The organism is Mucilaginibacter sp. (assembly GCF_964263795.1).
Lineage (GTDB): Bacteria > Bacteroidota > Bacteroidia > Sphingobacteriales > Sphingobacteriaceae > Mucilaginibacter.
Genome location: NZ_CAXVWK010000044.1, coordinates 1 through 26,170, shown reverse-complemented (window position 1 = coordinate 26,170; position 26,170 = coordinate 1). Strand labels below are relative to the sequence as shown.

The window sequence follows — 26,170 nt, the reverse complement described above, 5'->3', positions numbered from 1 at the left end:
AAAATGGAAAGTGGCGATTTGCCGGCGGTTGCAGATATTGAAAGGTTGGATGGTACATCGCCCGAGGACATGCGCAAAGAATTAAGAGCATTTTTAAAAACGGTACAAAACAAAACACACGTAAAGCCTATTATTTATACTAATATTAGTTTTTACAAAGATTACTTAGCGGGTTATTTTGACGGATATCCGTTGTGGATTGCACATTATTACCAATCGGAACTAAAAACCGGTGGACATTTGAGCTGGCAATTCTGGCAACATTCCGACAGGGCGAAGGTAAGCGGAGTTAACCATGTAGTTGATTTTAATGTATTTAGCGGCGATAGCCTGGCATTCGAACGGTTGTTAGTGCGCTAATAATAAATATAATTAAATTACAAAGCAACTACATTTCTTTTCTTATTTTTGTGCATCGATAAAAACAACATATTACGCGCAAATAGTTTGGCATATAAGCTAACTGATCGCCCGCAAATAGCGCTTTCGCATAAAGCATCTTTTTATACGCATTTTTTACACAGCTTTATTTAAAACGTACACTTAGCTGTCAATTAGTTGTTTACTATTGGCTGCTGGTTTAATTTTTTTCATATTCATGAGACAACTAAAAATTTCCCAATCGATTACCAACCGCGAATCACAATCGTTAGACAAGTATTTAACAGAGATAGGGAAGGTAGACCTGATAACCGCACAGGAGGAAGTTATCCTGGCGCAAAAGATCCGCGAGGGTGACCAGGCTGCATTGGAGCGTTTAACAAAAACCAACCTTCGTTTTGTGGTGTCTGTTGCAAAACAATATCAAAATCAAGGTCTTACCCTTGGCGACCTGATCAACGAAGGTAATTTAGGCCTGATTAAAGCGGCTAAACGTTTTGATGAAACTAAAGGCTTTAAATTTATTTCATATGCCGTTTGGTGGATCCGTCAATCTATATTATCTGCTGTTGCTGAGCAATCACGTATTGTGCGCTTGCCACTTAACCAGATAGGTTCATTAAGTAAGATACATAAGGCAGCTTCAAAATTAGAGCAGATGTATGAGCGCCAGCCGACTCCTGAAGAATTGGCTGATGACCTGGAAACCACTACCGAAAAGATTGCCGACTCTTTATCAAATGCGGGCAGGCAGATTTCTGTTGACGCGCCGTTTATTACAGGTGAGGAAAATACTTTGCTGGATGTATTGCAAAGCAGTGATGCAGGTACAGATAATGACCTGATGATCGATTCACTTACACAGGAGATTAAACGTTCATTAGGCATTTTAGCCGAACGTGACCGCGAGGTTATCGTACTGTTTTTTGGCTTGAATAATAATGCCGCTCATTCGTTAGAAGAGATTGGCGAAAAGTACAGCCTTACCCGCGAGCGTGTTCGCCAGATAAAAGACAAAGCGTTGATGCGTTTACGCCAAAATTCAAGAGCTAACCTTTTGCAATCATATTTGTAATCTAAAGGAATATGTTCTTACAAAAAGGCCGACTTTTTATTTAAAAGTCGGCCTTTTTTATTATTCTGCCTGTCTATCTTTTTCCAGGTACTTATAATGGAGCTGTTTAAGCGTTTCCTCTGATTCTTTGTCGGTTGAGTAACCATATCCGGTTACCAAAATACCTTTCTGACCAGCCGGAGATGCAAGCGCGTAAACAGTGGCTTCATCCGCCGGATCTGACGGACCTTCATATCTGTACTGGTCTACAATCTCAAACTCGTTGGCAGGGTAGGCGTGCTCACCCGACTTAAGCTGGTTTTCAGCAAGGTTAAAATCTAAATTAAAACCCTGCTCTCTTAATTTGTTTATAGCCTCGGTAACAGTTGCGTAATGAAATTTTTGTTTCATGATAGGTAGGTGGTTTTAGTGTCATTCAATTTCTTCGTCCTCGTCATCTTCCTCTTCGGGCACGTAGGTGGCAATGGCCTGGCCAATCTTGTCAACCTCGGGGTCATTGTCAAACATGGGCATTTCGGTTTCCGGGTCAAGCTTTAGCCACACATTTTCTGTGTCTTTTTCTATTTTACCAAACTCCACGCCGGCTTTAAAAATAGCGTAAACGTTATCCTCTTCGGGGAACACGGAGTAAACCGTTCCGTTTACCAATATGTCAAATGGGTCTTGCATTATTTCTCAGTATGATAAGGGGCGCAATTTATCAAATTTGTCAAACTACATAAAATGGCGGTAATTATATCTGCGAGTAAGTGGTCGGTACCAGCAATGTAGATGTTATTTTGTTCACCAACAGGGCATCTGCATACTCCGGTACCGAGCTGATCTTTTTCCACTGCGGGTCGCCGCCAAAAGCTTTCCAGTGTGCATCTTTAGCTGCCAGGTCATCAAAAGTAACCATATAGGTTAAGTTCGGCCTAAGCGGGCCTATAATGGTTTCGCCCCAAAAAACCGGGTTAAATTCCAGTCGCTTGAAAATATCGATCTCCCCCTGGTCATTAAACATCTCTATCTTTTTTTGACCTGCCGCTTCACTGGCGCTTTGGTACTGCCGCAGTTCAAAAATACGATCCTTTTTCGTAGGCACAGCCAAAACAGGGCTGTGTTTAAATGCCTTCATCACAGAGCTTTCTATCCGCTCGTATGCGGGTGCCGAGGCCGGCGCATTAAGATATGCGGCGCCCGCTTTTAAGTAAGCGTTATCGGCGTTTAAACGCTCCGCTACAAAATTAACGTGTTCGAGGTTGCGGTAAGTGGCTAATATATATAGTTTGCTTTGGCCGGCCGGTTTTAACTCAGTAAAAACGCCTATGTTTTTTACCCCGAGACGGTTAAGTGCCGCGATAGCGGTATTTTTATAATACTCTTCAACCAATGTTTGCTGCGTGGCATCCTTTAAAGTGTACACGCGCAGCTCGTAAAACTCGGCATGAGCGGGGGCAGCATTTTGATTTTGCATAGCGTTTGTAACAGCAGGAATTATGGTTGCGGCGGCGCCGCCAATTACGGTTGACCGTACAAATGAACGTCTTTTCATAAATGGTTTTTAATATGGGCTAATATAGGCAATTGCCCTGCATTTAATTTTACAGCACCAATTTTATATACTTGCAACAGATATGGATAATAGCCTCTTGCTTGCCGGCATTGCCAAATATGTAGCCTTGATGCCGGACGAGATTGACCGTGTCACCGATGCCATGCACTTTAAAAAAGTGCGGCGCAAACAGTTTGTGCTGGAGCAGGGCGAAGTAAGCTCGCGCATACTATTTGTAACGGCAGGTTGCCTGCGCAGCTATGCGGTAGATGCCAACGGAACCGAACACGTGTTACAGTTTGCCCCGGCTGGTTGGTGGATAACCGATATGCTCAGCTTTATAAATGCCAAACCTGCCCGGCTTAACATAGATGCTATTGAAGATAGTGAGTACATTTATTTTAACAAGCCCGATTTTGAGGAACTGAACGCTGCCATTCCTAAATTTGAGCGCTTTAACCGTTTGTTGGGCCAGAATGCTATTGCCAGCTATCAGCACCGGCAGGTAGATAACATTACCCTGAACGCTATGGAACGGTACAGTGTGTTTTGCAAATTGTATCCATCCCTTATAAAAACGCTTCCGCAAAAGCAAGTTGCCTCTTACATAGGGGTTACGCCTGAGTTTTTAAGCAAAATGCTCAACAACACGATCATTAAATAGAAGGATTTAGGTTAGCCTGTAGGATATCAGATCGTATCAAAAAATACCTGATAATTGCTGATTTCGGAGGACGGAAAACGCAATTTTTATGTTAACCCAATTTTTTTTAAATTGTTGTATATCAGTTTATTAAGCCATTTTCCCAAAAAAAGTGTAAACCTTTGTTAACCTTTGTTCATTTTTTTAAGGCAATTGCCGGACGCCCATTTGAATATTAAAACGGCTAATAAAAACTTCAATCTTAACCTACATTAAGTTTTAAGGTTAATGTACATTATTGGGCTGCCGGCCGTTTGCAGCTACCTTTGTTATATCAAAACAAAAGGAAAACAGATCATGGAAACATCAGTAAACGGAATACACCATATCACTGCAATTGCAGGCAACGCAAAACGCAATTATAATTTCTATACAAAAATATTAGGCCAGCGGATGGTCAAGAAAACGGTAAATTTTGACGACCCTGAAACGTATCACCTTTATTACGGAGATAAACAGGGCACACCAGGAACCATCCTTACATTTTTCCCATGGGAGAACATTAGCTCGGGAAAGCGAGGCGCAAGGCAGGCTACCGAGATCGGTTACTCCGTACCCGAAAACAGCTTCGGTTTTTGGATAGACAGGTTCGAGAAACATAACGTGATCTATAACAAGGTTGCCGATAAGTTTGGCGAGCAATACCTAACTGTATTAGATCCGGACGGATTAAAACTGGAGTTGATTGCCGGTAAGGCCGCAGATGATCGCTTGCCTTGGGAAACCGATGAGATCAAAGCGGAGAACGCCACCAGGGGCTTTTACAACGTAACCATTACTACTAATAAAATGCAGCCAACGGCGGATATTCTTATTAATGTATTTGGTTACCGGTTACTGGAACAGCACGTAAACCGCTATCGTTTCATAACCGACGCAGTTGAAAATGCCAATATAGTAGATTTGGTTGAGGTGGCTGGAGAAGTTGCAGGCCATGTAGCGGGCGGGTCTGTACACCATGTGGCCTTTAGGGTGAAAAACGAAGAGGTGCTGATGCAATACCGTGAGAAGATAGCTGCGCTGGGCCTGCACATCACCGACAAGATTGACCGGAATTATTTTTATTCGTTATACTTCCGCGAGCCGGGTGGCGTGTTGTTCGAGATCGCTACAGATAACCCCGGCTTCAGCGTTGATGAACCGGTTGAGAGCCTCGGTGAGCACCTTAAATTACCTCCACAGTATGAGCAGCACCGCGCAAGTTTAGAAAGCACATTGCCAAAATTAGTTTAATACTATGTATACACACAGCAAACAAATACGCACTGGCGGCCAACCCGTTGCCAGTGCAAATGCTGCACTTATTATGCTACATGGCAGGGGTGCTTCAGCAGAAGATATAATGGGCCTGGCCGGTCACATAAACGTTGCGGATATGGCCGTTTATGCACCACAGGCTACCAATAACAGTTGGTATCCATATAGTTTTATGAATCCTGTTGCCGATAATCAGCCGGCACTAGATTCAGCCATCGAGTTGATTGAGCAAACAGTGCAAATTGCAATAAGTGACGGATTTGCTGCCAGCAAAATCTTTTTTACAGGCTTTTCACAGGGGGCTTGTTTAACGCTTGAGTACATTGCCCGCAACGCAAAACAGTTTGGTGGTGCAGCTGCATTTACCGGCGGCTTAATTGGTGCCGAACTTGATTTAAAAAATTATACCGGCGATTTTGGCGGCACGCCCATATTCATAGCCACCGGCAATCCCGACCTGCATGTCCCTTTAAGCAGAGTAGAGGAAAGTGTATCGATACTCACCAAAATGAATGCCGATGTTACTTTAAAAGTTTATCCCGGCAGGCCACACACTATCAGTATGGAGGAATTGAAACTGGCGAATCAAATCGTGTTCGATTCGCAGAACCATCATTAATTTGACTCGAGGAAATAAAAACAGGGCGCCTAAAGCGGTGTCCTGCTTTTTCCATCACTAATTACAAACAATCCGTTCTATTATCGCTTAAATAACTAATATTTTATAGACATGGATTTACAGGGACTACAGGTTACAAATAATGAAAGCATCCACAATTTTGAAATGTTTGTAGATGGGGAACGCGCCTTCATCGACTACAAAACTAAAGATGGCAAGATGTACCTGGTACATACCGAGGTACCCACCGAATTACAGGGACAGGGTGTGGCAGAGGTTATGGTAGAGAAGACCTTCAAATACTTAGAAGAAAATAACCTTAAGCTGGTACCGTTATGCAGCTATATCCAAAGTTATTTAAAACGCCACCCCGAGTGGGAGCGGTTGCTTGCTTAAGAGGTTAGGTACACATTGTCTTTAATGTCATCAATCATTTGCTGATAAGTGTAACGTTTACGCTCGGGCAATATGTCATAACAGATCTTCACACGCAGGGCCTTTAAGCCCGATACTCCCTGAAGGTCCTCAACTTCAATCATGTCTATACCCTCATGCAGCATCTTTTTAGATTGCAGGAAACGGATATAACGACGGTACTCCAACTCCTCTTCGGCCGTGGTGTACACAATAGTAAGTTTGCCGGTTGCAGTAACACGTTCCCGCGTGTTTTTAATAAACGCTTTATCAATACGTTTTTTAACCATTTCGAACCTTGCATTGTAAGTGCCATCAATATCAAAGCGCTTCTCGTCCATTCTGAAACGGATAGATAAGGGTTGGCTAAATGCCAGGATCAGTGTAGTTACATCCAGCGGGTAAGGCAGCGACTCTTTGATGCGGTTATGTTCATACTCCATCTGGCAAAGCACCTGTATCTGCCATAAACGCAAATTATAAAGGTCATCCATACTAAAGATCCGGTTAGGGGTGATGGATTGCCCGATGTACAGGTTATGCTCTACGCCGTCTGTTTTAAAGCGTTCGTAATAGTGAGGAAATTCTGCCTGGATTTTATGCTCCCACTTATCCAACATTATTGACATCTTTTCGTTGATGATCGCTACAGTAGTTTCATACATTTTGCGGTGCTCATGAAATTCGCCGGTTTGCCCTGTTTCAACCAGGTAGGCATTGATTTCGGCACTAAGCGCATGCTTTTGTGCTGCCGCATTTTTAAGCAGCGGGTCGATATGCGTGCTCAGGTAATTCTGGATGATCTGCTCGGTATCGGCCCGTAAAGGTAAATGCAGTTGGGTAGCCATGTTGCGTAACCGTTCAATTCTTTCGGAAGGCAAATCATTTCCAAAGTGTGGCTGCAGTGTTTCCAGCAAGGGAACAAGCGCATTAAGCTGATCTTCCAGATCGAGCTGTACACTCATATTCCTGGTGTCCGACGATCCCTTGATGTCTATCTGGCCGTAAAGTGCGTAAACATCTCTGAAAGTGATTTCCTTTAAGCTATACTCTTTATCCTGACGGTGAAGGTCGATGTATTTTAAGGCCTCGCGCTGAAATTTCCAGTAAACGCTCGGGTGAATGGTTGTGTATTCTTTTTGGATAACCGCACGTATCTGGTTGATCATGTACGCATATTGCCTGTCGATGGTATCTGTAATAAACGGCATTACAATCTCCAGTTGGTTAGCGTTGATACTGTTCAGCTCGTAAGGTTTATCAGATACCAATTCAATTACCCCAAGCAAATTACCGTTCTTTACAACCGGGGCCAGGATAAAGCTTTGTACACCCTCATCATAAAAACGTTGGGCCAGAACGTTATCAGGTTCCTTTTCCAGATATTTTTTTACATCAGAAACGGTAAAGTAGGTTTTCTTATCCACCAGGTCGGCAAACTCCTGCACGCACATCATGTTGGCGCAAACCTCTTCCTCTTCTCCGGATAGCAGGTAGCTTTTAAGTTTGGCATTAAAAGTAGCCAGCCCAAATTTATTTTCGTCCGGATTAAAGGTGGTAAAACCCACTTTCAAGTTTGGCAGCCGGTATATCGAGCGGAATACCATCAGGATATCTTCGTAAACGTCATGAGTGGGTGTACTCAACAAACTGCCTTTTAAGGTGGATACAGCGTTTTCGACCGTAGCGTCAAACAGCGTGATCAGCGCGAAGCCTTTCATAGTCCAGCTTCCCTGCGGGAAATACCTTTTCCAAAGTTCCAGGTCGTCAAAATTATCACGCAGCAGGTCGATATCCTCTTGTGTTAATTTTACTGATTGCTCTGTAGGTAGTATTTCCATAAAATCGGCATTATATAAAATGCGATAATGCTTCATTACCCCTGCAGCCGTAGGGATGTCATAAAAAAATGGCTTCGAAAAATCGAAAGCCTGTTCGTAATGGTCCTGCAGTATCAGGCAACAACTCAATACATAAAGCTGATGTTCTGTAAAATCGCGAATGCCAATGTCAAATTTAGGCCCGGCATTGTTGAGTATTTTTTTAAAGCGATTGGTAGGATTAAATAAAAAGTCTTGAAAGGGGACCGTTATCGCTTTGATTTCGTTTTCCGTCAATGCAGGCGGAAAGAGGTCGGACACCAGGAGTTTTATAGGCTCCAGTTTTTCTTCAAGCACTTCAAAATCAGCAATCCCTTCCCGAAGATCGGGGTGCGGCGCAATTGCTTTCAAAATCTCGTTAGCCTGTACGGCACGATAGCCGGTTTCATTAGCGGCTACATACTCATAATGCTCAATCAGTTTATGGAAAGAGATGCAAAGGGTAAACGGTGTATTTAAAAATCTGTTCAGATTCATACTTTGTAGAGCGGCGATTTATATCGGATTTAAATCAATTATTATAACAGTAGAACATCTATACGGTGTGCATGCACCATATTTAACTGCGCCGACCATGCAAAAACGGTGAACTGTCCGTCTTGCGATGCAACAAGCGCTACCGCCTCCCGTTGATCGTTTACAAACTGTGCAGCTGCCAAATGCCTTGTGCCTCCGCTTTGCGCCGGATGCATTTTTACCGCCTTACCTTCGGCAACCGGTTCGGTAAAAATGATCTGGCCAACGGGCGCACTGTTCTCCGGTCGGCCAACTTTGACGCCAAAGGCCAAAAGGTCATATTGTTTTGTGATGATGGTTGCACCATCTACCGCAGTGAAACCACCGATGAGGTCAATCGCCTCCAGCAGGTCTTCCTGCCATTCTAGTTTATCCTTTTGCTGATCGCGTAGCGCCATCAGATCTGCTATGGCACTGTAAGCAGGCGTTACCGGGTATTTAATAGGCCGCACAATTGATTCTTCCCAGTTGGAATCTTTCCGTGGTACAATTAGCACCAGCCCACCGCGTTTATGTACCCGCATAGATGCTGCCAGCTGTACCAACACGTTAAAGCTTTCGCCTATTGATGATGGCAGAGGCATATTCTCTAACGACGACAGGAGGGATGGGCAGTCGGCAATACCCATGGTCACTTCATCTAAAACCTTTATCTGGTCGCCTTGCAGCACGGCAATGTTCACAAATTTACCAAAGCCGCCTACCCGCCGGTGTTTGATTACCAGCAAGCCCGGTTCTATTACTTCTAGCACGAAGCAAATAGCGGGGATACTATGCGTGGTCCCCCAGATAAAAAGATCGTCGCCTTCCGGCCAAACGCCAAGGTGAATACCAGGCTGTTCAACAGCTGGGGCAAGTTTAATCAGGTTTTGCGGGGTAAAGCGTAATTTTTGCCCAAATATTAATGGCTGGTCCGACTGTTGCGGCTGCAGCAACGCCAGCGACACGGTAGGCGAGTGGCCTTCTTCACGGCGTAAACTTGCCCAAAACGCAATGTCTATCACCGCCTCGATAATATCTGCGGCCGGTGCAGTGGCCAATTTATCAGATGCAAGCGAACTTACCGATGATAAATGCTTCTTGAAATGCGCCTCGATGGTAGGAGCCACCATACGAGCCGGAAGGTAGGTAGGTTCGGATAACATCGATATTTTTTAATTTTATACAATAATAATTAAAAGCTACGCATTACGACTGCCAAAATATTCTTTATGACGTAGCTAAGATGATGATTGTTATAACCTTTTGTTTTTGATAGAACGCATTAAGATAGCTGTACCACCACCTAACGACGACCCAAATAAAACATCAGACATATAGTGTACACCCAGGTAGGCACGGGAGTAAGCAACAGAGCCGGCCCATAGCATGGCCGGGCCCACAACATACCATTTAGGATAAGCGCTGGACAAAGCAGTTGCCGTTGAAAAACTTGACGACGAGTGCCCTGAGGGGAAGGATGTACTTAAGGGATCATAAACGGCAACGATCTTCAAATTCTGAATAAAGGGCCTGCGCCGTTTAAAAAGGGTTTTCAGCAATAAGGTTGTGCCGGCAGTTATTGCCGTGCTGCTGGCAACGTATAATGCGTTCTGGCGCATCTGCGCATCGTTACGGATAACACCACCAATTAAAAGCGCGGCCGGCACGCCTAAGTTGCCGTAGTCTAACGAGCGGGATAAAAAAAGCATCACCTTAGTTTGTTTTGGCGTACGGTGCGACGCGATATCCAACATAACATTATCATCGAAACGTTGCATCCGCAGCCGGAAACTCAAAGTATCATTAACAGCAATGCTATCCTGCGCCGCGGCAAAAAAAGGTAGTATAATTAACAAGTGTAGTAAAACGGCTATCACACCATTTTTCATAAATGTCCTGCTAAACATTTTAATTTTTATATTTATACGCAAAGTAAACAGTATTAATTTTGATAACACCATATCATAATAAAGCGTTAACTATATTGTTTTAAAATCTGCCAAAACAAAAGCATGAACTATCAACACGTATTAAAACAGGTTAATGATTTTGCCCTGGAGTATTGCAAACTTAATCGTAACCCAAACCTTTACTACCACTCTGAGCAACACACTATTTATATGGCTGGCAAGGCCACCCAGATAGCCAACCATTACCAGTTAAATGACCGCGACTTCTTCATCACTATGGCTGCAGCCTGGTTCCATGATCTTGGCTACATGGTGGATATTGCTAATCATGAAGACGAAAGTGCTAAGATAGCAGAAGAATTTTTAAAGGAACATGGGGTGGACGATGCTATAGCTACTGAGATCCACAACTGTATTATGGCTACCAAAATGCCACAATCGCCAAAAGTACTTATAGAGCAGATCTTATGCGATGCCGACCTGTTCAACCTGGGTACAGATGAATTTTTTGATAAAGATAAACTATTGCATAAAGAGATAGAGGCCATTCATAATGTGGAGATTAGCAAGCAGGATTGGCGATTAAAAAGCATTGCGTTCTTGAAATCGCATCATTATCACACCGACTATTGCCAGGTGCTGCTTGATAATACCAAGCAAAAAAATATGGAGAAATTGCAGGAAAAGGTAGATGCTAAAATTAAAAAGGACGAAGCAAATAATGCCGGGCCCGACGCAAACCAACCCGAACTGCTAATGGATTACAGTGCTTTAGCCACCCAACTACCGGAGACAGAATCAAAAACTGAAAAAGTAAAAAAAGAAAAAGCGATAAAACAGGACAAGGGTGTGCAAACCATGTTCAGGATCAGCTCGGCAAACCATCAGCGGCTAAGTGATATGGCCGACAACAAGGCCCATATCATGATAACGGTCAATTCCATTATACTGTCGGCAATTATCAGCTTGTTGTTACGCAGACTGGGCGAGTACGAATATCTAACCATACCTACCTTTATATTGCTTTGCGTAAGCCTGTTCGCAATGACCTTTTCTATTCTGGCCACACGCCCTTCTATACCTTCTGGTACATTTACACGTAACGATGTTGATCAAAAAAACGTGAACCTGCTGTTCTTCGGTAATTTTTACAGGATGGGTCTAGATGAATATGCCTACGGTATGACTAAAATGATGCACGAAACAGACTTTTTATATGATAGCCTTATAAAGGATGTTTATGCACAAGGAGTAGTATTAGGTAAAAAATACCGGTTGCTGCGCATTGCTTACAATATCTTTATGTTTGGGCTTATTGGGGCGGTTATAGCGTTCATCATAGCTTCGGCATTATTTAGTAATAAATAAATCAGGTTAATATGCAACCTCAATATTTTAACAGGGACCTTAGCTGGTTAACCTTTAATGACCGTGTGCTTGACGAAGCGGGCAACCAGCAGGTGCCGCTAATAGAGCGTATCAAGTTCCTGTCGATATACTCATCAAACCTTGACGAATTTTACCGGGTGCGGATCCCTGTATTGCGTGCCCTTAAAAAAGTTGGTGAAAAAAAAGACAGTGCTATTGACTCTGCAGAACAGGCGGATATTTTAGATCGCGCCGGCCGGATGGTTCTTGCACAACAGCAAAAGTTTGGCAGGCTGCTAACTACTCAAATTTTGCCGGAGTTGCGGGCAGCTAATATCCATTTGCTGTACAACGAACCTTTGCCACCCCAACTTACCAACCAGGTAAGGCGTTACTATTTTACAGAAGTGCTGGCTTTTTTGCAGCCTGTGCCGTTGAATGATAAAACTGATTTCTTCCCTGAAAATAACAGGCTTTACTATGTAGTACAGCTTATGCAGAATGATGAAGAAAGTTTGGTGCTGCTCAATATTCCTTCTAACGAGTTGCCACGCTTTTTTTCAGTAACGGACGCGGAAACCCAGGTGATCCTGTTTTTAGACGACATTGTTAGGTTTAATCTTAATCAGTTATTTAAAGATGCTACGGTGGTTAACTGCTACAGCATTAAAATAACCCGCGATGCAGAACTTGACCTAAAGGACGAATACCCGGGCGAACTTTCTGATCAAATAGAAGTGCAGCTGAACAAGCGCGATTTTGGACTGGCCACGCGCTTTTTGCATCAGGCAGATATGCCCCTGCGTATTTTACAGCTTATTGTCCAATATCTCGATTTGCAAAATGCCACGACCATACAAGGCGGGCATTACCATAATTTAAAGGACTTTGTTTTTTTTCCGGTTAAGGAGACTGCTTTACAGTTTGAGAAGTGGCCGGCTATTACAGCACATATGCCTGCCACCACAGCACCGCTGGCAGATGCTATTGCTGGCAAAGATATACTGGTGAACACCCCTTATCAATCGTACGAAACCATTCTGCGGTTTTTTAACGAAGCTGCCAACAATCCGGATGTAGAAGAGATATATATAACGCTGTACCGCGTAGCAAGCGATTCGAGGATTGTTAATGCTTTGATAAGCGCTGCCCGCAACGGAAAGCAGGTAAGGGTAGTGGTAGAGCTTAAAGCCCGTTTTGATGAGGCTAATAATCTTAAATGGGCAAAAAAGATGAAGAGCGCTGGTGTGCAGATCATTTACAGCGTTACTGCACTAAAGGTGCATGCCAAAATAGCTTTGGTAAAAACCCGCAACGGCAACAGGCTGCAATATTCGGGCTTATTGGCTACAGGTAACTTTAATGAGGGTACAGCTAAATTTTATACCGACCATGTTCTGCTAACCACTAATCCAGATTTGTTGCGTGAGGTAGAATTGCTATTCATTTTTCTGGCACGGCGCGAGAAGCCATCAGCAATCAATCAAATGAATTTTAAGCACTTGTTGGTTGCACAGTTTAACCTGCAACAGCGGTTTTTAGAATTGATTGATAGGGAGATAAGTAATGCTGTTGCCGGTTTACCATCGGGCATTACTATAAAATTGAACAACCTTGAAGAGCGTGTATTGATAGATAAGCTGTACCAGGCATCACAAGCCGGCGTCAAAATACAGCTGATTATAAGGAGTATTTGCTGCCTGGTTCCTGGTATAAAAGGTTTAAGCGAAAACATCAGTATCCGGCGTATTGTAGACAGGTATCTGGAGCACGGGCGGGTATTTGTTTTCGTTAACAATAATCAAACAGAGGTTTATCTCGGCTCGGCCGACTGGATGAACCGTAACATTTATAATCGAATAGAAGTTTGTTTCCCTGTTTATGATAACGAGATCAAAGATCAGCTGCTGCAGATGATCAATCTGCAACTACAGGATAACGTGCAGGCAGTGCTACTCGATGATGAATTAAACCAGTTACACCCGCAAACGCAAGGCGAAAAAGTACAGTCGCAAAAAGAAATTTATGCTTTCCTAAACAATTAGGGCTTTGTAGTAATTACTTATCATTATGAAAAAAATTACCATATTCTCCCTTTTAGTTATCGGCATTATCGGCTCATCCTGCAGCCAGTCTCAAAAAAGCGTTCCTTATGGGCCTGCCGGGTATGACCTGAGCAAACCCGTTAAATATCCGATGCCAACAGAACTGCTCGAAATTTCCGGTATTGCGTTTAATAACGGCGATGCCTCGCGTGTTTATGCAGAGCAGGATGAAGATGGAAACATTTATGCATTCCGCCCGGGGGATAAAAAGATAATGCCGGTGACCTTTGGCAAACATGGCGATTATGAAGACATCGCCGTGATTGGCGGCCGCATTGTAGTGCTCCGAAGCGATGGAAAAATTTTTAGTGCCAGCTTAAACCAGGTAAATACCGGCAAACTAACAGATGTAAAGGAGTTTAAAGATCTTTTACCAGCCGGCGAATATGAGGGTATGTTTGCCGACCAGCCGGCCAATAAACTTTATGTACTGCTTAAGCAGAGTGCCGAAAAAAAATCCAAGGAGAGTGGCGGATTTATTTTTAATGTATCTGCAAATGACGATATAAGCCCCGCGGGTGAATTTCAGCTGGATGTGAAAAAGATTGCCGAATTGTCGGCAGGTAAACATAAAATGAAATTCCGTCCATCAGCACTTGCTAAAAACCCTTTTAACAAACAATGGTATATCCTATCATCGGTAAACAGGCTATTGATTATAGCCGATGAAAATTTTAACATTAAACAGACTATATCGTTAAAGCCGAACGCCTTTTTGCAGCCCGAAGGAATTGCGTTTGATAAACAGGGAAACCTGTACATATCTAACGAAGGGAACGATATTAATAATGGAAATATCTTGATGTTTAAATACGCGCAGGCTAAGTAATACGGTATCAGTAAGCGTTTTCGTCGCCTTTAATTACGCTTATAAAGGTGTTGATGATGATATTTATATCACCGGTAACCGTCCAGTTCTCGATGTACCACATGTCATGTTCCACCCGTTTGACGATCTGGTCATGATCCTTTATCTCTCCGCGATATCCGTTGACCTGTGCCCATCCGGTGATTCCCGGTCTTAGATAGTGCCGGTCCATATACTGGTCGATGATAAGGCTGTATTCTTCAGTATGCTTTAGCATATGGGGGCGCGGGCCTACAATGCTCATCTCGCCAAATAATACATTAAAAAACTGCGGAAGCTCATCCATACTGGTGCGGCGCATAAATGCACCAATTTTGGTTGTACGGTAATCGCCTTTTGTAGCCTGTACCGCGAGGTTATTAACCCGCATGCTGCGGAATTTATAGCACCAAAAAGGTTTATTATTGCGGCCAGAGCGCTCCTGTTTAAATATGCCAGGCCCGGCAGACTCCAATTTAATTAATACAACTAAGATAGGTAACAGCCACGATAGTACGAGTACGATAACAGTCAGGCTGACAATAATGTCAAATATTCGTTTTAAAGTACGGCTTCTGTTCATGTGTATAATTAAACATCCGGCTATCAAAAGTAGGTTTAAAAAATGACCGCTCTTGAGCAGAATGGTATTGTTGCACAACTATGATAGTCAAAGCTTACCTTTTAGTTATCGTATTGTCTTGCTAAAAAGTGTACAAATATTCATATTTTACAGCTAATCACGAAATTTAATAGTTGGGTAATACGCTGTATTCGAATAAACTTTTTAAAAGGTTTGGATTACCCGCTTTGCCGGGTAATCAAGCTTGGCGCTTTTGCGGTTGCCGGCCACTGTCATGTGTACAATATTTAATTGATCGTCGTAAACGTTTTGAAGAAGGCTTACTTCAGCATCAATTTTTTTTGGCGCAACTATTTTTGCTGATTCAAGGTAAACATTTACCGCTTCACGATTGATCTCGTAACCAACGTAATTGAGCGGCAATGAAGCTGATGTGGTTTTAAGCTGCAAATGGCTGTTCACATAATTTTTGACAAATATATCCATGGCCGCATGCATTTCAGGTTTGCTCAGATCGGCTTTTGTATGAAATTGCTTTGCTATCGCCACCTCAAAATCGTCGGTAAAAATGGTGCAAATAACCTCAAGCTGGCCGTCCTGGGCATTAAAACTAACATCAGTAGTGCTTACATGTAGGGGATGGAAACCAGCCGTGGCTGGCTTGAAAGCAACGGGCCAAAGCAACAAGGTGTAACAAAATAATAACGATTTACCTAAAAAAGCGGCCATATAGTATCTGAGTTTTGTCGGTATTAAAAACGTGTTAAATTTACGCTTTCAACGCCCATATTATTATGTCGGACTTTGTTTTTTATTTTGCTCTGGGTTGGAAGCATATTATAAGTGCCGACGCTTTAGATCATCAGCTGTTTATACTGGCGCTGGCATCAGTTTATACATTTAAAAATTTAAGGCAGGTACTTATACTGATTACAGCATTTACTATTGGGCATTCGCTAACACTGGCCTTAAGCGTGCTGGATGTCATCAGGTTTTCCAGCAAATGGGTAGAGTTTTTGATACCATGTACAATTTTTATCACTGCGTTGAACAATATTCTACAAGTCGATAAAAAAGAAGGCAGTGCAAAAATAAACTATTATCTGGCGCTTGGCTTCGGTCTGATCCATGGGATGGGGTTCGCCAATTCCATCCGCATTATGTTGGCCAAAGATCAATCTATAGGAATGGGACTGTTTAGCTTCAACATTGGGTTGGAAGCCGGGCAGATCACGGTGGTAGCGATCATCTTAGCGCTGGCAATGTTGTTTATTCAATATCTTAAAGTAAAACGCCGCGATTGGGTGTTTTTTTTATCGGCCGGAGTGTTTGCTTTATCGGTACAAATGGCATTTGAAAGATTACCTTTTTAACATTAAATTTGATTTTTAACTAACTATAATATGAAGCGAATTTTTACCAGCGTTTTATTTTCGGCAGGGATAATCTGCGGTGCTATAGCCCAGGACATTCAAAATAATCCGGGTAGTAACCACGGCAATAAGTTTGAGCAGTTAGGCACCATACTGAACACGCCAAACGAACAACGTACTGCCAGCGGAGCACCAGGTGTAAAGTATTGGCAACAACGTGCTGATTATAACATTAAATGCGAGCTTGACGAAAAGAACCTGAAGCTTATTGGCAGTGAAACGGTTACCTATTTTAATAACTCGCCGGATCCGCTTACTTACATCTGGCTTCAGTTGGATGAAAATCAGCACAACACCCTAAACAATGCCAACTACCAAAGCAGCTCAACTATGCCGCGGTTTTCTACAACGCAAAATATCGACCGGTCTGAAGGTCGTAACGGAGATGTAGATAACGGGCTTGGGGATATGATCACCAAACTGACCGACGCGACCGGTAAAAAGCTAAACTATACCATTAACAAGACAATGATGAGAATAGATTTGCCTACGCCACTAAAACCGGGTGGTCAGTTTATCTTTAACCTGGATTGGAACTACAAAATAACTGATCGGCTTACTTTTGGCGGCCGTGGCGGCTATGAATATTTCCCTGAGGATGGGAATTACCTGTTTACCATGACCCAATGGTATCCGCGCCTTTGTGTTTACAGTGATTTTCAGGGCTGGCAAAACCATCAGTTTACGGGCCGGGGCGAATTCGCGCTTACATTCGGTAACTTCCATGTGCAGATCACTGTACCGTCAGACCACATAGTTGGAGGTACCGGCGAATGCATCAATTACAGCGCAGTATTAAGCCCGGAGCGTTTAGCGCGATACAATCGTGCTAAAACTGCTGCTGCCCCGGTCGAGATCGTAACTCTTGCCGAAGCAAAAAAAGCTGAAAAAGCACCTGCTCCAGGGAAAAAAACATGGGTGTTCCAGGCTAATAATGTACGCGACTTCGCTTTCGGCTCTTCTCGCAAATTCATATGGGATGGTATGGGACAGAATGTAACCGGAAAAAACGTAATGTGCATGAGCTTTTACGGTAAGGAAGCCTACAATTTATACAACAAATACTCAACCCGTTTAGTAGCTCACACGGTTAAAACCTATTCTGATTTTACGTTCCCATACCCTTATCCGGTTGCGCAATCGGTGGAAGCATCCAACGGCATGGAATACCCAATGATCTGCTTTAACTATGGCCGTACCGAAAAGGATGGTACTTATAGTGAGAGCACTAAGAACGGTATGATCGGTGTAGTAATCCACGAAGTTGGCCATAACTTTTTCCCTATGATCGTAAACAGCGATGAGCGCCAATGGACATGGATGGACGAAGGCTTAAACTCATTTGTTGAATATCTTACCGAAGAATTATGGGATAACAAATTCCCAAGTAAAAAAGGAGCAGCGTACACTATTGTCGATTATATGAAACTGCCTAAAAATGAACTGGAGCCGGTGATGACCAACTCTGAGAACATTGTTAGGTTTGGACCGAATGCTTATTCTAAACCAGCAACCGCGCTCAACATCCTACGCGAATCTATCATGGGCCGTAAGTTGTTTGATTATGCGTTTAAAGAATATTCGCGCCGCTGGGCATTTAAGCACCCAACGCCTGCAGACCTTTTCCGCACAATGGAAGATGCAAGCGGAGAGGATCTGGACTGGTTTTGGAGAGGTTGGTTCTACGGAACGGACCCTGTTGATATTTCTTTAGATTCTGTTAAATATGCTAAAGCCGACCTGGATGGTAAGTTGCCAAACCAACGCAGGCAAAACGGCCCGCCGAAAGTTGCGCCGCCGGCAGTAAACAATTTCGAAGATCTGTCGAAAGTTCGTAACCGAACTGATAAAAACATTCGTTTCCAGACCGATCGTGACACTGCTACGCAGGACTTTTACTGGAAATATGATCGTGGCCTTGTAGGGGTAGATAGTAACAAATTTGCCGCGATTATGAAAAACCAGCCTGCTGCTCAAGCAATGTCTATTGATCAGCCCACCGACGCTGACAAGGCAAAGTATGCTAACAAATATTTTTACGAGCTTACCTTTAGCAATAAAGGAGGATTGGTAATGCCAATTATTGTTGAGTTCACTTATAAAGACGGTACTAAACAAATCGACAGGATCCCGGCGCAGGTGTGGCGCTTAAATGAGCGTTCGGTAACTAAATTTTACATCCAGAACAAAGAAGTTGCCTCCATCAAGCTCGATCCGATGCGCGAAACCGCGGATATAGACGAGAGTAATAACTACTGGGGTAAATTGCCGGAGCCATCTAAGTTCCAGCTGTTTAAACAAAAAATGGCTGCGGCAGGGCCTGTACGCGGACAATCTACCGGCGTTAATCCAATGCAAGTTTCTTCATCGAAGTAAAAGCCTTACTCGAAACATTAAAGGCCCGACTGTTTGCAGCCGGGCCTTTTCTTTTATTTGCAAATGCTTTTTGCTAATCCTGACATTACTTCTAATCATAAACTGTATATTTTATTGGACATATTTGATCGTTTGTAATAAAATTTAAAACTTCCAGTTAAAAAACTTACAAAGCTTCAAATCAATGTTTTAACATCTATCTAACATTAATTTTAAATGGTGGCAATGTAATTGGGCAATGGGGGCAACCAACAAATGTTGGTTTTGTACTCAAATTTGTATTTACATGAAATCTAACATTACTAAATTAGCGTTAACATTATCTCTGGCAGGGTTCTCTGCCACAGCATTCGCTCAAAGCAACGGTACCGATACCGTAGCACGTTTCGAAAAAAGAAGTTTCCGTACGTGGTCAATAGGCTTAAACGGAGGTTTACTTACACCTTATACCATTTTCAATGGTGAAAGCAATGGCGATTTCCGCAAGCCACAAGAAAAATGGGGTTACGGTGGTTACATCAAAAAACAAATTTTACCAAGCTTTGGTATCCAGGCTGATTTCCTTGCCGGTAAAGTGCAAGGTATCCGTGCAAATTCGTTGCCTTCGGGCAGTGCTGCTCAAGAAAACAGCGCTTTTCAAACACGTATTGATTGGTCTGCATCTTTAAGCGGTAATTTCACCGTTGCAAACTTAAGTTTAAACCACAAGCGCAATGCACTTTCACCTTATTTAACAGCTGGTGCAGGTTACATGTCATCAAGCGCGAACGTACGTAATGTACCCGCAGGTGCCAATACCGATTATAACGGCAACTGGTTTATACCTGTTGGTGCCGGTTTTAAAATTGGATTATCACGCGTTATCAACATTGACTTAGGCTATTCAGTTTATTTCATGAAGACAACCAACTTTGATGGTGTTCGTAGCGGTGGAAACGATAAGTTCTCTTACGCTCACGCAGGTATCGAAATTGCATTGGGCAAGAAAAACTCGTCACAGCTTCAAAACTTCAGCGCAATTGCTGCCATAAGGGAAGAAAGCGCAGCTGAAAGTGCTGACTTGAGAAGAATGCTTTTGATTGCTGAACAAAACCGCTTAAGAGATCAGGAACAGTATATGAAAGACCTGGCCGATGATGACATGGATGGCGTTGCTAACAAGTTTGACAAATGCCCGGGAACTGTTGCAAACACAAAAGTAGATGGCGCAGGATGTCCGCTTGTAGTTCCTAAACCAGTAGTTACCGAAAGGGTTATTATCACCGAGGCTGATCGTAAAGTTGTAGGTGAAGCAATTAAAAACCTGGAATTTGACTTAGGTAAAGCAACTATCAAAGAAAGGTCTTACGAAACTTTGAACCGCGTGGCAGGATTGCTAGTTGAGAAAAACTTTAGTTTGAAACTTGCGGGCCATACTGATAACACTGGTAGCATGGAGCTTAACTTAAGATTATCTAAAGATAGGGCAGAAGCTGTTAAAGCTTACTTAGTATCGCAAGGTGCTAATGCATCAAGGATTGAGGCTACAGGTTACGGTCCAAACCAACCAATAGCATCTAATAAAACAGCTGCAGGCCGCCAGCAAAACAGACGCGTTGAGTTTACTTTATTGTAAGCATAAACAATGATAAGAAAAGGGGATGGTGTAACGCACCATCCCCTTTTTTATTGGCCATTCTTACCTTACAATGGTTACACTCCCCGATATTTTACCTGCAGCGCCGTTGGTATCAATAATATAATAATATACACCTGCAGGTAACTGCCTGCCTTTGTAATTGCCATCCCATGCTTTGTTGTAGCCGGTAGATTGGAGCAACAACGTGCCGTTCCGGTTATAAATACTTACCTGGCTTGTTGGGTAAAGAGATAGTGCGGGTATGCTCCAGGTGTCGTTAACACCATCATTGTTAGGTGTAAAAGTATTAGGTGGAATGATAGCAGTTACCGGTTTTGATACTGTTATAATTAATGCTTCACTCGTAACTGGTGTGGTACAAGCCAGGTTTGTAGTAACTACACATGTTACCCGGTCGTTATTTCGCAATTGGGTAGTGGTATAAGTTGGACTGTTAACGCCAGCGTCAATTCCGTTTATTTGCCATTGGTAGTTGGTTGTAATGTCGGCGTTAGTTTCCATTACAGTGAACGTTATACTTTCTCCCTCATAAATAGTTGTCGATGTAGCGGTTATATTAATTGGAGGTTGAGCGGTTGCAATAACCGTTAAAAGCCTTGACACTGGTACGGCCGCATTGTAAAGTTCTGCATCAGGTTGCGATGCTGTTATAGTTGTAGTGCCTGGCCCTAAAATATGGATGATACCTGCCGAAGATATAGTAGCTACCGCGTTATTGCTGCTGGTATATTGAATTGGTAAAATAATTCCTGTACTGGTAATGCCTGCCGAAAAATCTGCATCACAAACTGCTTTGTCCGCAATAATAGGGAAGGTAATGACCTGATCGTCTTTGCCGATCAAAACACTTTGGGATACCGGTACGGCCGCGCTGAAATTTGCATTGCCTGCTTGTGTAGCTGTAATGGTTACCAGGCCTTCTCTAACAACATGCATCGTGCCATCAGGATTGATTGTGGCGACTGCAGGGTTGCTGCTGGTAATAATAATAGGTGTTTCGTTGTTATTGCTGGTGATCTTCAGGTCGATATTATAGTTACTATCCCAGGTGCCGCCAAATGTAAAATTTGGGAATGTAATTATGGTAGGCGTAAGTGTACCCGTCACCTTGATTTGTATATTGACAGTATAACTGCTGCTGCCACCACTGTTACTTGCAGTAACAGTGTAGTTTGTTGGCGGAGATAAAACTGTAGGCGTGCCACTTATAGCCCCTGTAAACTCGTCAAAACTTAAACCGGCAGGCAGCGGTTTATCGATCGTATATTTATCGAAAGATACCGTCTGAATATAATTGTTGTTGCCGCTGATGTAAAGCACACCATCAGCGTCGGTAATTATACCCAAAGGTTGTAAAAGTGATGCCCCGGAGCCGCCGGCCGTTACCAGGCTAACGGTTGATACAGTGCCGTCTTTATCTATTAGCCGCAATACGTCGCTGCTTTCGTTAGGAACGTCGTTACCGGTATCTAAAACGTAAATATCGCCAAGAGAATTAAGCGCTATGCCGGAAGCGATGCCAAAACTTGCCGACATTGCCGGCCCGTCTATTACCTTTTGTGTGCCGTTACCTGCTATAGTAGTTACCAGCCCGCCAGGGTTAATTTTGCGAATAGTAAGATAGTCCGCCACATAAAGGTTACCTGTTGCATCGATGGTTAACCCGGCCGGCCCGTCGAATGTAGCCGCATTTCCTTGACCGTTAAGGTGCCCGCGGCTGCGGTTCCCAGCAAGTGTGGTCACTACGCCAGCCGGCGTCACCTTTCTAATCAGCAAGTTATTAAAGTCGGCAACGTATAAATTGTCCGACTGATCTATTGCAAGGCTTACCGCACCGTCAAATTGCGCAGCGGCACCTGTTCCGTCAACATAACCTGCTGTAGTACCACCGGCTAATGTGGACACTACGCCTACCGGAGTAATTTTACGGATAGCAAAGTTATCGGCTACGTAAACATTTCCTGCTTTGTCCACAGCAATGCCCCGAGGCGACCTAAACGTTGAAGCATTAGCCGGGCCGTTGGTATCGCCCGGGCCATTCATGCCGGCATAAGTGCTTATAATGCCGGCGGCGGTTAACTTGCGGATTGCAAAATTATTAAGATCGGCAATGTAATAATCGCCTGTGTTGTTACGGGCCAACTGGAAAGGGGCGTCGAACCGGGCGGAATTCTTAGGTCCGTTGGTGCGGCCGCTCTCGCCCGTGCCTGCAAAGTTATTTACCAATCCAATAGAATAGCGCCTAACAACGCCCCCGGTATTGGTTGGTAGCAGAGGAGGGATGGGTTGGTTAGGCGGATAAGTTTTTGGTGTTTCATAACTGATGACCGGTGCGGTAACAACAGCAGGCGGCGCTGCATTAACTTTGATGTTAATTGTTGCCTGGCTTTGCCCCACGATACCGGTTGCAGTTACTGTGTAAATAGTGGCCGGCGATGGCGCTGTTGGCGTACCGCTTATCCTGCCGTCATCGGCATTTAAATTCAAACCCGCTGGCAAAGGGGTGCTAATGGTGAACCCGCCGGACGGGACGGCGCCGCCGGTATTTAAAACGGGCAAATCTACAGGTGTACCCACAACAAAAATCTGCGGAGTTTGGTAGCTGATAATCGGTGCCGTATTTGCCGGCGCGCTATTGTCGTCAACCTTAATGGTTAATGATGCCGTACTAAAACCAAAGGCGTTTTGTGCAATAATGGTATAGACGGTAGCAGGAGAAATAACTGTTGGGGTACCGGTAATTTCGCCCGTTAGATCATTGAATGTTAAACCTACCGGTAAGGGTTTATCTATAATATATCCTGATAAATTTATCTTCCTTACTACAAAATGCTGCTGATCTGATGCGTATAAGTAACTATCGTTATTTATAATGATGTCATTAACGCTAAAGTCTGCGTGCGTTGCGTCTCGTGCAACAATTGTAGTCACTAGTCCGCTTACTGATATTCTTTTTATCTTATTGTTTCCATTGTCGGCAACATATAGTGTTCCGTTTGCATCAAAACACATCCCAGTTATCTTGTTAAAATTGGCTGTAGCGATAGGCCCATCCTGGTCACCTGTACTATTTGTTCCTGCAAAGGTGCTCACTGTTCCGGCAGGAGTTATCTTTCTGATCTTACTCGCTTCGCCAACGTATATATTACCATCCCTATCAATGGCAATTGCAAGCGGATTGTCAAATGTGGCTACGTTTGCTGCGCCATTTACAATTGGGGTTCGCTGGCCGGTTCCGGCAAAAGTATTCACAACACCGGCAGGCGTTACTTTACGAATGCGGTTGTTAGCGCCATCTGCAATTATCAGATTGCCATCATTATCTAAACGAACCGCATTGATTAGATTGAAGCGAGCAGCAGGGCCGGTACCGTCAGCATATCCACTTATACCAGCCCCCGCAAAGCCGGTAGTAAGTGAAACACCCGGTGTGGCTTTTTTGATATTATGAGTATTAGTCAGGCCTATGTAGATGTTGTTGGCATTATCGGCGGCTAAAGTTAATGGTGCATATAGTTCTGTCAATGCTGGAGGCCCACCGGCATTTACAAAGCTATTGTCGCCCGCATAACGGCTCACTGTGCCATCAGGGGCGATTTTTCTGACTAAGTAGTTGTCACGATCAGCCACATATAAATTACCTGCGTTATCTTTTGCTAATCCGATTGGTGATTTGAAACTTGCCGCTGCTCCTGTTCCATTCATTTGTCCTGATAAACCGCTTCCGGCAAACGCACTTAGGGTTCCGTATTTAACAGCGGATACGGATCCACCAGAATTAGACGGAGTTAATGCATCAATTGGGCGACCAACTTTATAATCAGACGGAGTTTGGTAGCTGATAACCGGTGCTTGCCCAAATGTATGCACGCACGAAGTAGCGGCTGTGGATAGCAATAAAAGCAGTTTCCGAAATTTAGACTTAAGCACAGTGTTGCGGTATATCGGTCGTCAGAAGGTTAACTAAGGTAGATATTTTTGCAGTATCTTTAAATAAAAGTTAGTAAATAGTAAGCTACCGGCTTTTTCATTTTCCTTAAAATGTGTTACTTTGCAAGCTATGCCGGTGTTTATTGCGTCATTGAATTCGGGGAGTAACGGCAATTGCTATTATGTTGGCAACGAGCACGAAGCAGTGCTTGTTGATGCAGGTATATCCTGCCGCGAAACCGAAAAGCGTATGGCCCGCTTGGGTTTGCCAATGCAAAAGATTAAGGCCATATTCGTTTCTCACGAGCATTCAGACCATATCCGCGGCCTCGCGGTTCTTGCCAAAAAATATCGGTTACCTGTTTACATTACCGATGGCACAGTGCACCATTGCGGCGATGTGCCAAAAGAGTTGTGTTATCAGCTTAAATCATATCTGCCCGTGCAAATCGGCAATCTGCAGATCACCGGGTTCCCTAAGCATCATGATGCCGTAGAGCCGCACAGCTTTATGATTACTAATGGCGACATCCGCATCGGCGTATTTACAGATATAGGTGCCCCGTGCGAGCATCTGATCCGCCATTTCGCACAATGCCATGCGGTTTTTTTGGAAGCTAATTATGATGAAGATATGCTTGAACAGGGCAGATATCCCTTTTATCTAAAAAGGCGCATTCGGGGTGGTAAAGGGCATTTGTCTAACAGGCAGGCGGTAGAACTATTTAAAGCTCATAAGCCAAGCTTTATGAGCCATGTGCTGCTTGCCCACTTATCAAAAGATAATAACAACCCCGAGTTGGCACAACAACTTTTTGCTGAGCACGCCGGTGATACACATGTAAGCGTAGCATCGAGATATCAGGAAAGCCCTGTTTACTGTATTGATCCGTTGGCCGAAGTAGCGGCGACGCTGGATTTAGTCAATCAAATCACCGGTCAGTTTCAATTTGTGCTAAGTTGATGCTGGATATACTTTACCAGGACGAGCACCTTATTGCTATTAACAAACCGCACGGGCTGCTCGTACACCGATCGTCGATAGCTGCGGATGCAGAAGAATTTGCCCTGCAACTGTTGCGCGATCAGATAGGAAAGAAAGTTAATCCTGCACATCGCATTGACCGAAAAACAGGCGGCGTATTGCTTTTTGCCTTCGATAAACCTACAGAGGTTGCCATGCAGCAGGCGTTTATGGAAAATCAGGTGAAAAAGCGTTACCTGGCCATAGTACGCGGGTACACGCCGGATACTGAAGAGATAGATTATCCGCTACGGAAAGAAAACGGTACCCTGCAGGATGCATTAACACGTTATAAAACTTTAAAAAGGTCCGAAGTAAATGTGCCTTTAGGTAAGCACGATACGTCGAGATACTCATTGGTTGAAGCCGCGCCGGAAACCGGCAGGATGCATCAGCTAAGGAAACACTTTGCGCATATTTTTCACCCCATCATCGGCGACCGGACACACGGCTGCAACAAACAAAACAAACTATTTAAACAAACCTGGGAGCTGGATACCATGTTTTTGCATGCTTCAGAGTTATCGTTTACGCATCCGGTCACCATGGATCAGGTAACTGTAATTGCACCTTTACAGCCAGAGTTTGTACGTG

Annotated in this window: 23 protein-coding genes; 14 read left to right on the top strand and 9 right to left on the bottom strand. The window is 43.6% G+C overall.

Annotated features, from left to right (window positions below; translation table 11 throughout):
- Together ACE5CV_RS08120 and ACE5CV_RS08115 are read left to right on the top strand one after the other, a co-directional pair.
- Positions 1 to 360, top strand: a 360-nt coding sequence (locus ACE5CV_RS08120; RefSeq protein WP_374949668.1) for a GH25 family lysozyme, incomplete at its 5' end; no start/stop codon positions are given.
- Positions 361 to 598: 238 nt separating this feature from the next.
- Positions 599 to 1,456, top strand: a complete 858-nt coding sequence (locus ACE5CV_RS08115; RefSeq protein ID WP_374949667.1) for an RNA polymerase sigma factor RpoD/SigA — start codon at positions 599 to 601, stop codon at positions 1,454 to 1,456.
- A gap of 60 nt (positions 1,457 to 1,516) precedes the next feature.
- Here ACE5CV_RS08115 and ACE5CV_RS08110 read toward each other — a convergent pair whose 3' ends face one another.
- The 3 genes from ACE5CV_RS08110 to ACE5CV_RS08100 form a co-directional block, all read right to left on the bottom strand.
- Positions 1,517 to 1,846: a phosphoribosylpyrophosphate synthetase gene (locus ACE5CV_RS08110; RefSeq protein WP_374949666.1), complete on the bottom strand. Its 330-nt coding sequence runs from the start codon at positions 1,844 to 1,846 to the stop codon at positions 1,517 to 1,519.
- 21 nt (positions 1,847 to 1,867) lie between these two features.
- Positions 1,868 to 2,125, bottom strand: a complete 258-nt coding sequence (locus tag ACE5CV_RS08105; protein WP_374949665.1) for a hypothetical protein — start codon at positions 2,123 to 2,125, stop codon at positions 1,868 to 1,870.
- A gap of 64 nt (positions 2,126 to 2,189) precedes the next feature.
- A complete protein-coding gene (locus tag ACE5CV_RS08100) occupies positions 2,190 to 2,990 on the bottom strand; it encodes an NIPSNAP family protein (RefSeq protein WP_374949664.1) in 801 nt (266 codons plus the stop codon).
- 82 nt (positions 2,991 to 3,072) lie between these two features.
- Here ACE5CV_RS08100 and ACE5CV_RS08095 point away from each other — a divergent pair, with 82 nt between their 5' ends.
- The 4 genes from ACE5CV_RS08095 to ACE5CV_RS08080 all read left to right on the top strand — a co-directional run bounded on the left by ACE5CV_RS08095 (position 3,073) and on the right by ACE5CV_RS08080 (position 5,965).
- Positions 3,073 to 3,654: a Crp/Fnr family transcriptional regulator gene (locus ACE5CV_RS08095; protein ID WP_374949663.1), complete on the top strand. Its 582-nt coding sequence runs from the start codon at positions 3,073 to 3,075 to the stop codon at positions 3,652 to 3,654.
- Between the two features lie 336 nt (positions 3,655 to 3,990).
- Positions 3,991 to 4,926 (top strand): ring-cleaving dioxygenase, encoded by a 936-nt coding sequence (locus ACE5CV_RS08090; RefSeq protein WP_374949662.1) that lies wholly within the window; start codon positions 3,991 to 3,993, stop codon positions 4,924 to 4,926.
- 4 nt (positions 4,927 to 4,930) lie between these two features.
- Entirely contained in the window at positions 4,931 to 5,569 is a 639-nt protein-coding gene (locus tag ACE5CV_RS08085; RefSeq protein WP_374949661.1) for an alpha/beta hydrolase, read from the top strand.
- A gap of 111 nt (positions 5,570 to 5,680) precedes the next feature.
- Positions 5,681 to 5,965: a GNAT family N-acetyltransferase gene (locus ACE5CV_RS08080; protein ID WP_374949660.1), complete on the top strand. Its 285-nt coding sequence runs from the start codon at positions 5,681 to 5,683 to the stop codon at positions 5,963 to 5,965.
- On the opposite strand, the gene ACE5CV_RS08075 is transcribed toward ACE5CV_RS08080, so the two are convergent.
- From ACE5CV_RS08075 to ACE5CV_RS08065, 3 genes are all read right to left on the bottom strand, one after another.
- Positions 5,962 to 8,340: a GAF domain-containing protein gene (locus ACE5CV_RS08075; RefSeq protein WP_374949659.1), complete on the bottom strand. Its 2,379-nt coding sequence runs from the start codon at positions 8,338 to 8,340 to the stop codon at positions 5,962 to 5,964. The genes ACE5CV_RS08080 and ACE5CV_RS08075 overlap by 4 nt on opposite strands.
- Positions 8,341 to 8,381: 41 nt before the next feature.
- The gene (locus tag ACE5CV_RS08070; protein ID WP_374949658.1) at positions 8,382 to 9,524 is read right to left on the bottom strand and encodes a putative sensor domain DACNV-containing protein; all 1,143 of its coding nucleotides are present in this window, start codon (positions 9,522 to 9,524) and stop codon (positions 8,382 to 8,384) included.
- 90 nt (positions 9,525 to 9,614) lie between these two features.
- Positions 9,615 to 10,268, bottom strand: coding sequence for a phosphatase PAP2 family protein (locus ACE5CV_RS08065; protein WP_374949657.1), 654 nt, complete (start codon positions 10,266 to 10,268; stop codon positions 9,615 to 9,617).
- A gap of 105 nt (positions 10,269 to 10,373) precedes the next feature.
- Here ACE5CV_RS08065 and ACE5CV_RS08060 point away from each other — a divergent pair, with 105 nt between their 5' ends.
- The 3 genes from ACE5CV_RS08060 to ACE5CV_RS08050 are packed head-to-tail and all read left to right on the top strand — an operon-like array spanning position 10,374 to position 14,573.
- Positions 10,374 to 11,639, top strand: a complete 1,266-nt coding sequence (locus ACE5CV_RS08060) for a Pycsar system effector family protein (RefSeq protein ID WP_374949656.1) — start codon at positions 10,374 to 10,376, stop codon at positions 11,637 to 11,639.
- Positions 11,640 to 11,650: 11 nt separating this feature from the next.
- A complete protein-coding gene (ppk1, locus tag ACE5CV_RS08055; RefSeq protein ID WP_374949655.1) occupies positions 11,651 to 13,684 on the top strand; it encodes a polyphosphate kinase 1 in 2,034 nt (677 codons plus the stop codon).
- A gap of 25 nt (positions 13,685 to 13,709) precedes the next feature.
- Positions 13,710 to 14,573: an SdiA-regulated domain-containing protein gene (locus ACE5CV_RS08050; protein ID WP_374949654.1), complete on the top strand. Its 864-nt coding sequence runs from the start codon at positions 13,710 to 13,712 to the stop codon at positions 14,571 to 14,573.
- A gap of 7 nt (positions 14,574 to 14,580) precedes the next feature.
- On the opposite strand, the gene ACE5CV_RS08045 is transcribed toward ACE5CV_RS08050, so the two are convergent.
- Both ACE5CV_RS08045 and ACE5CV_RS08040 read right to left on the bottom strand, forming a co-directional pair.
- Positions 14,581 to 15,174, bottom strand: a complete 594-nt coding sequence (locus ACE5CV_RS08045) for a sugar transferase (RefSeq protein WP_374949653.1) — start codon at positions 15,172 to 15,174, stop codon at positions 14,581 to 14,583.
- Positions 15,175 to 15,378: 204 nt separating this feature from the next.
- Positions 15,379 to 15,903: a DUF6702 family protein gene (locus tag ACE5CV_RS08040; protein ID WP_374949652.1), complete on the bottom strand. Its 525-nt coding sequence runs from the start codon at positions 15,901 to 15,903 to the stop codon at positions 15,379 to 15,381.
- A gap of 65 nt (positions 15,904 to 15,968) precedes the next feature.
- Between ACE5CV_RS08040 and ACE5CV_RS08035 the strand changes: the two genes are divergently transcribed.
- The 3 genes from ACE5CV_RS08035 (at position 15,969) to ACE5CV_RS08025 (ending at position 20,598) form a co-directional block, all read left to right on the top strand.
- The gene (locus ACE5CV_RS08035; protein WP_374949651.1) at positions 15,969 to 16,547 is read left to right on the top strand and encodes a HupE/UreJ family protein; all 579 of its coding nucleotides are present in this window, start codon (positions 15,969 to 15,971) and stop codon (positions 16,545 to 16,547) included.
- 30 nt (positions 16,548 to 16,577) lie between these two features.
- Positions 16,578 to 18,983, top strand: a complete 2,406-nt coding sequence (locus tag ACE5CV_RS08030) for a M1 family metallopeptidase (protein ID WP_374949650.1) — start codon at positions 16,578 to 16,580, stop codon at positions 18,981 to 18,983.
- A gap of 286 nt (positions 18,984 to 19,269) precedes the next feature.
- On the top strand, positions 19,270 to 20,598 hold the full coding sequence (locus tag ACE5CV_RS08025; RefSeq protein ID WP_374949649.1) for an OmpA family protein: 1,329 nt from the start codon (positions 19,270 to 19,272) through the stop codon (positions 20,596 to 20,598).
- A 63-nt stretch (positions 20,599 to 20,661) separates the two neighbouring features.
- Here ACE5CV_RS08025 and ACE5CV_RS08020 read toward each other — a convergent pair whose 3' ends face one another.
- On the bottom strand, positions 20,662 to 24,552 hold the full coding sequence (locus ACE5CV_RS08020) for a putative Ig domain-containing protein (RefSeq protein WP_374949648.1): 3,891 nt from the start codon (positions 24,550 to 24,552) through the stop codon (positions 20,662 to 20,664).
- Positions 24,553 to 24,682: 130 nt separating this feature from the next.
- On the opposite strand from ACE5CV_RS08020, the gene ACE5CV_RS08015 reads away from it, so the two are divergent.
- Both ACE5CV_RS08015 and ACE5CV_RS08010 read left to right on the top strand, forming a co-directional pair.
- Positions 24,683 to 25,516, top strand: coding sequence for an MBL fold metallo-hydrolase (locus tag ACE5CV_RS08015; protein ID WP_374949647.1), 834 nt, complete (start codon positions 24,683 to 24,685; stop codon positions 25,514 to 25,516).
- A partial coding sequence (locus tag ACE5CV_RS08010) for a pseudouridine synthase (protein WP_374949646.1) occupies positions 25,516 to 26,170 on the top strand: 655 nt, incomplete at its 3' end. The genes ACE5CV_RS08015 and ACE5CV_RS08010, both read left to right, overlap by 1 nt.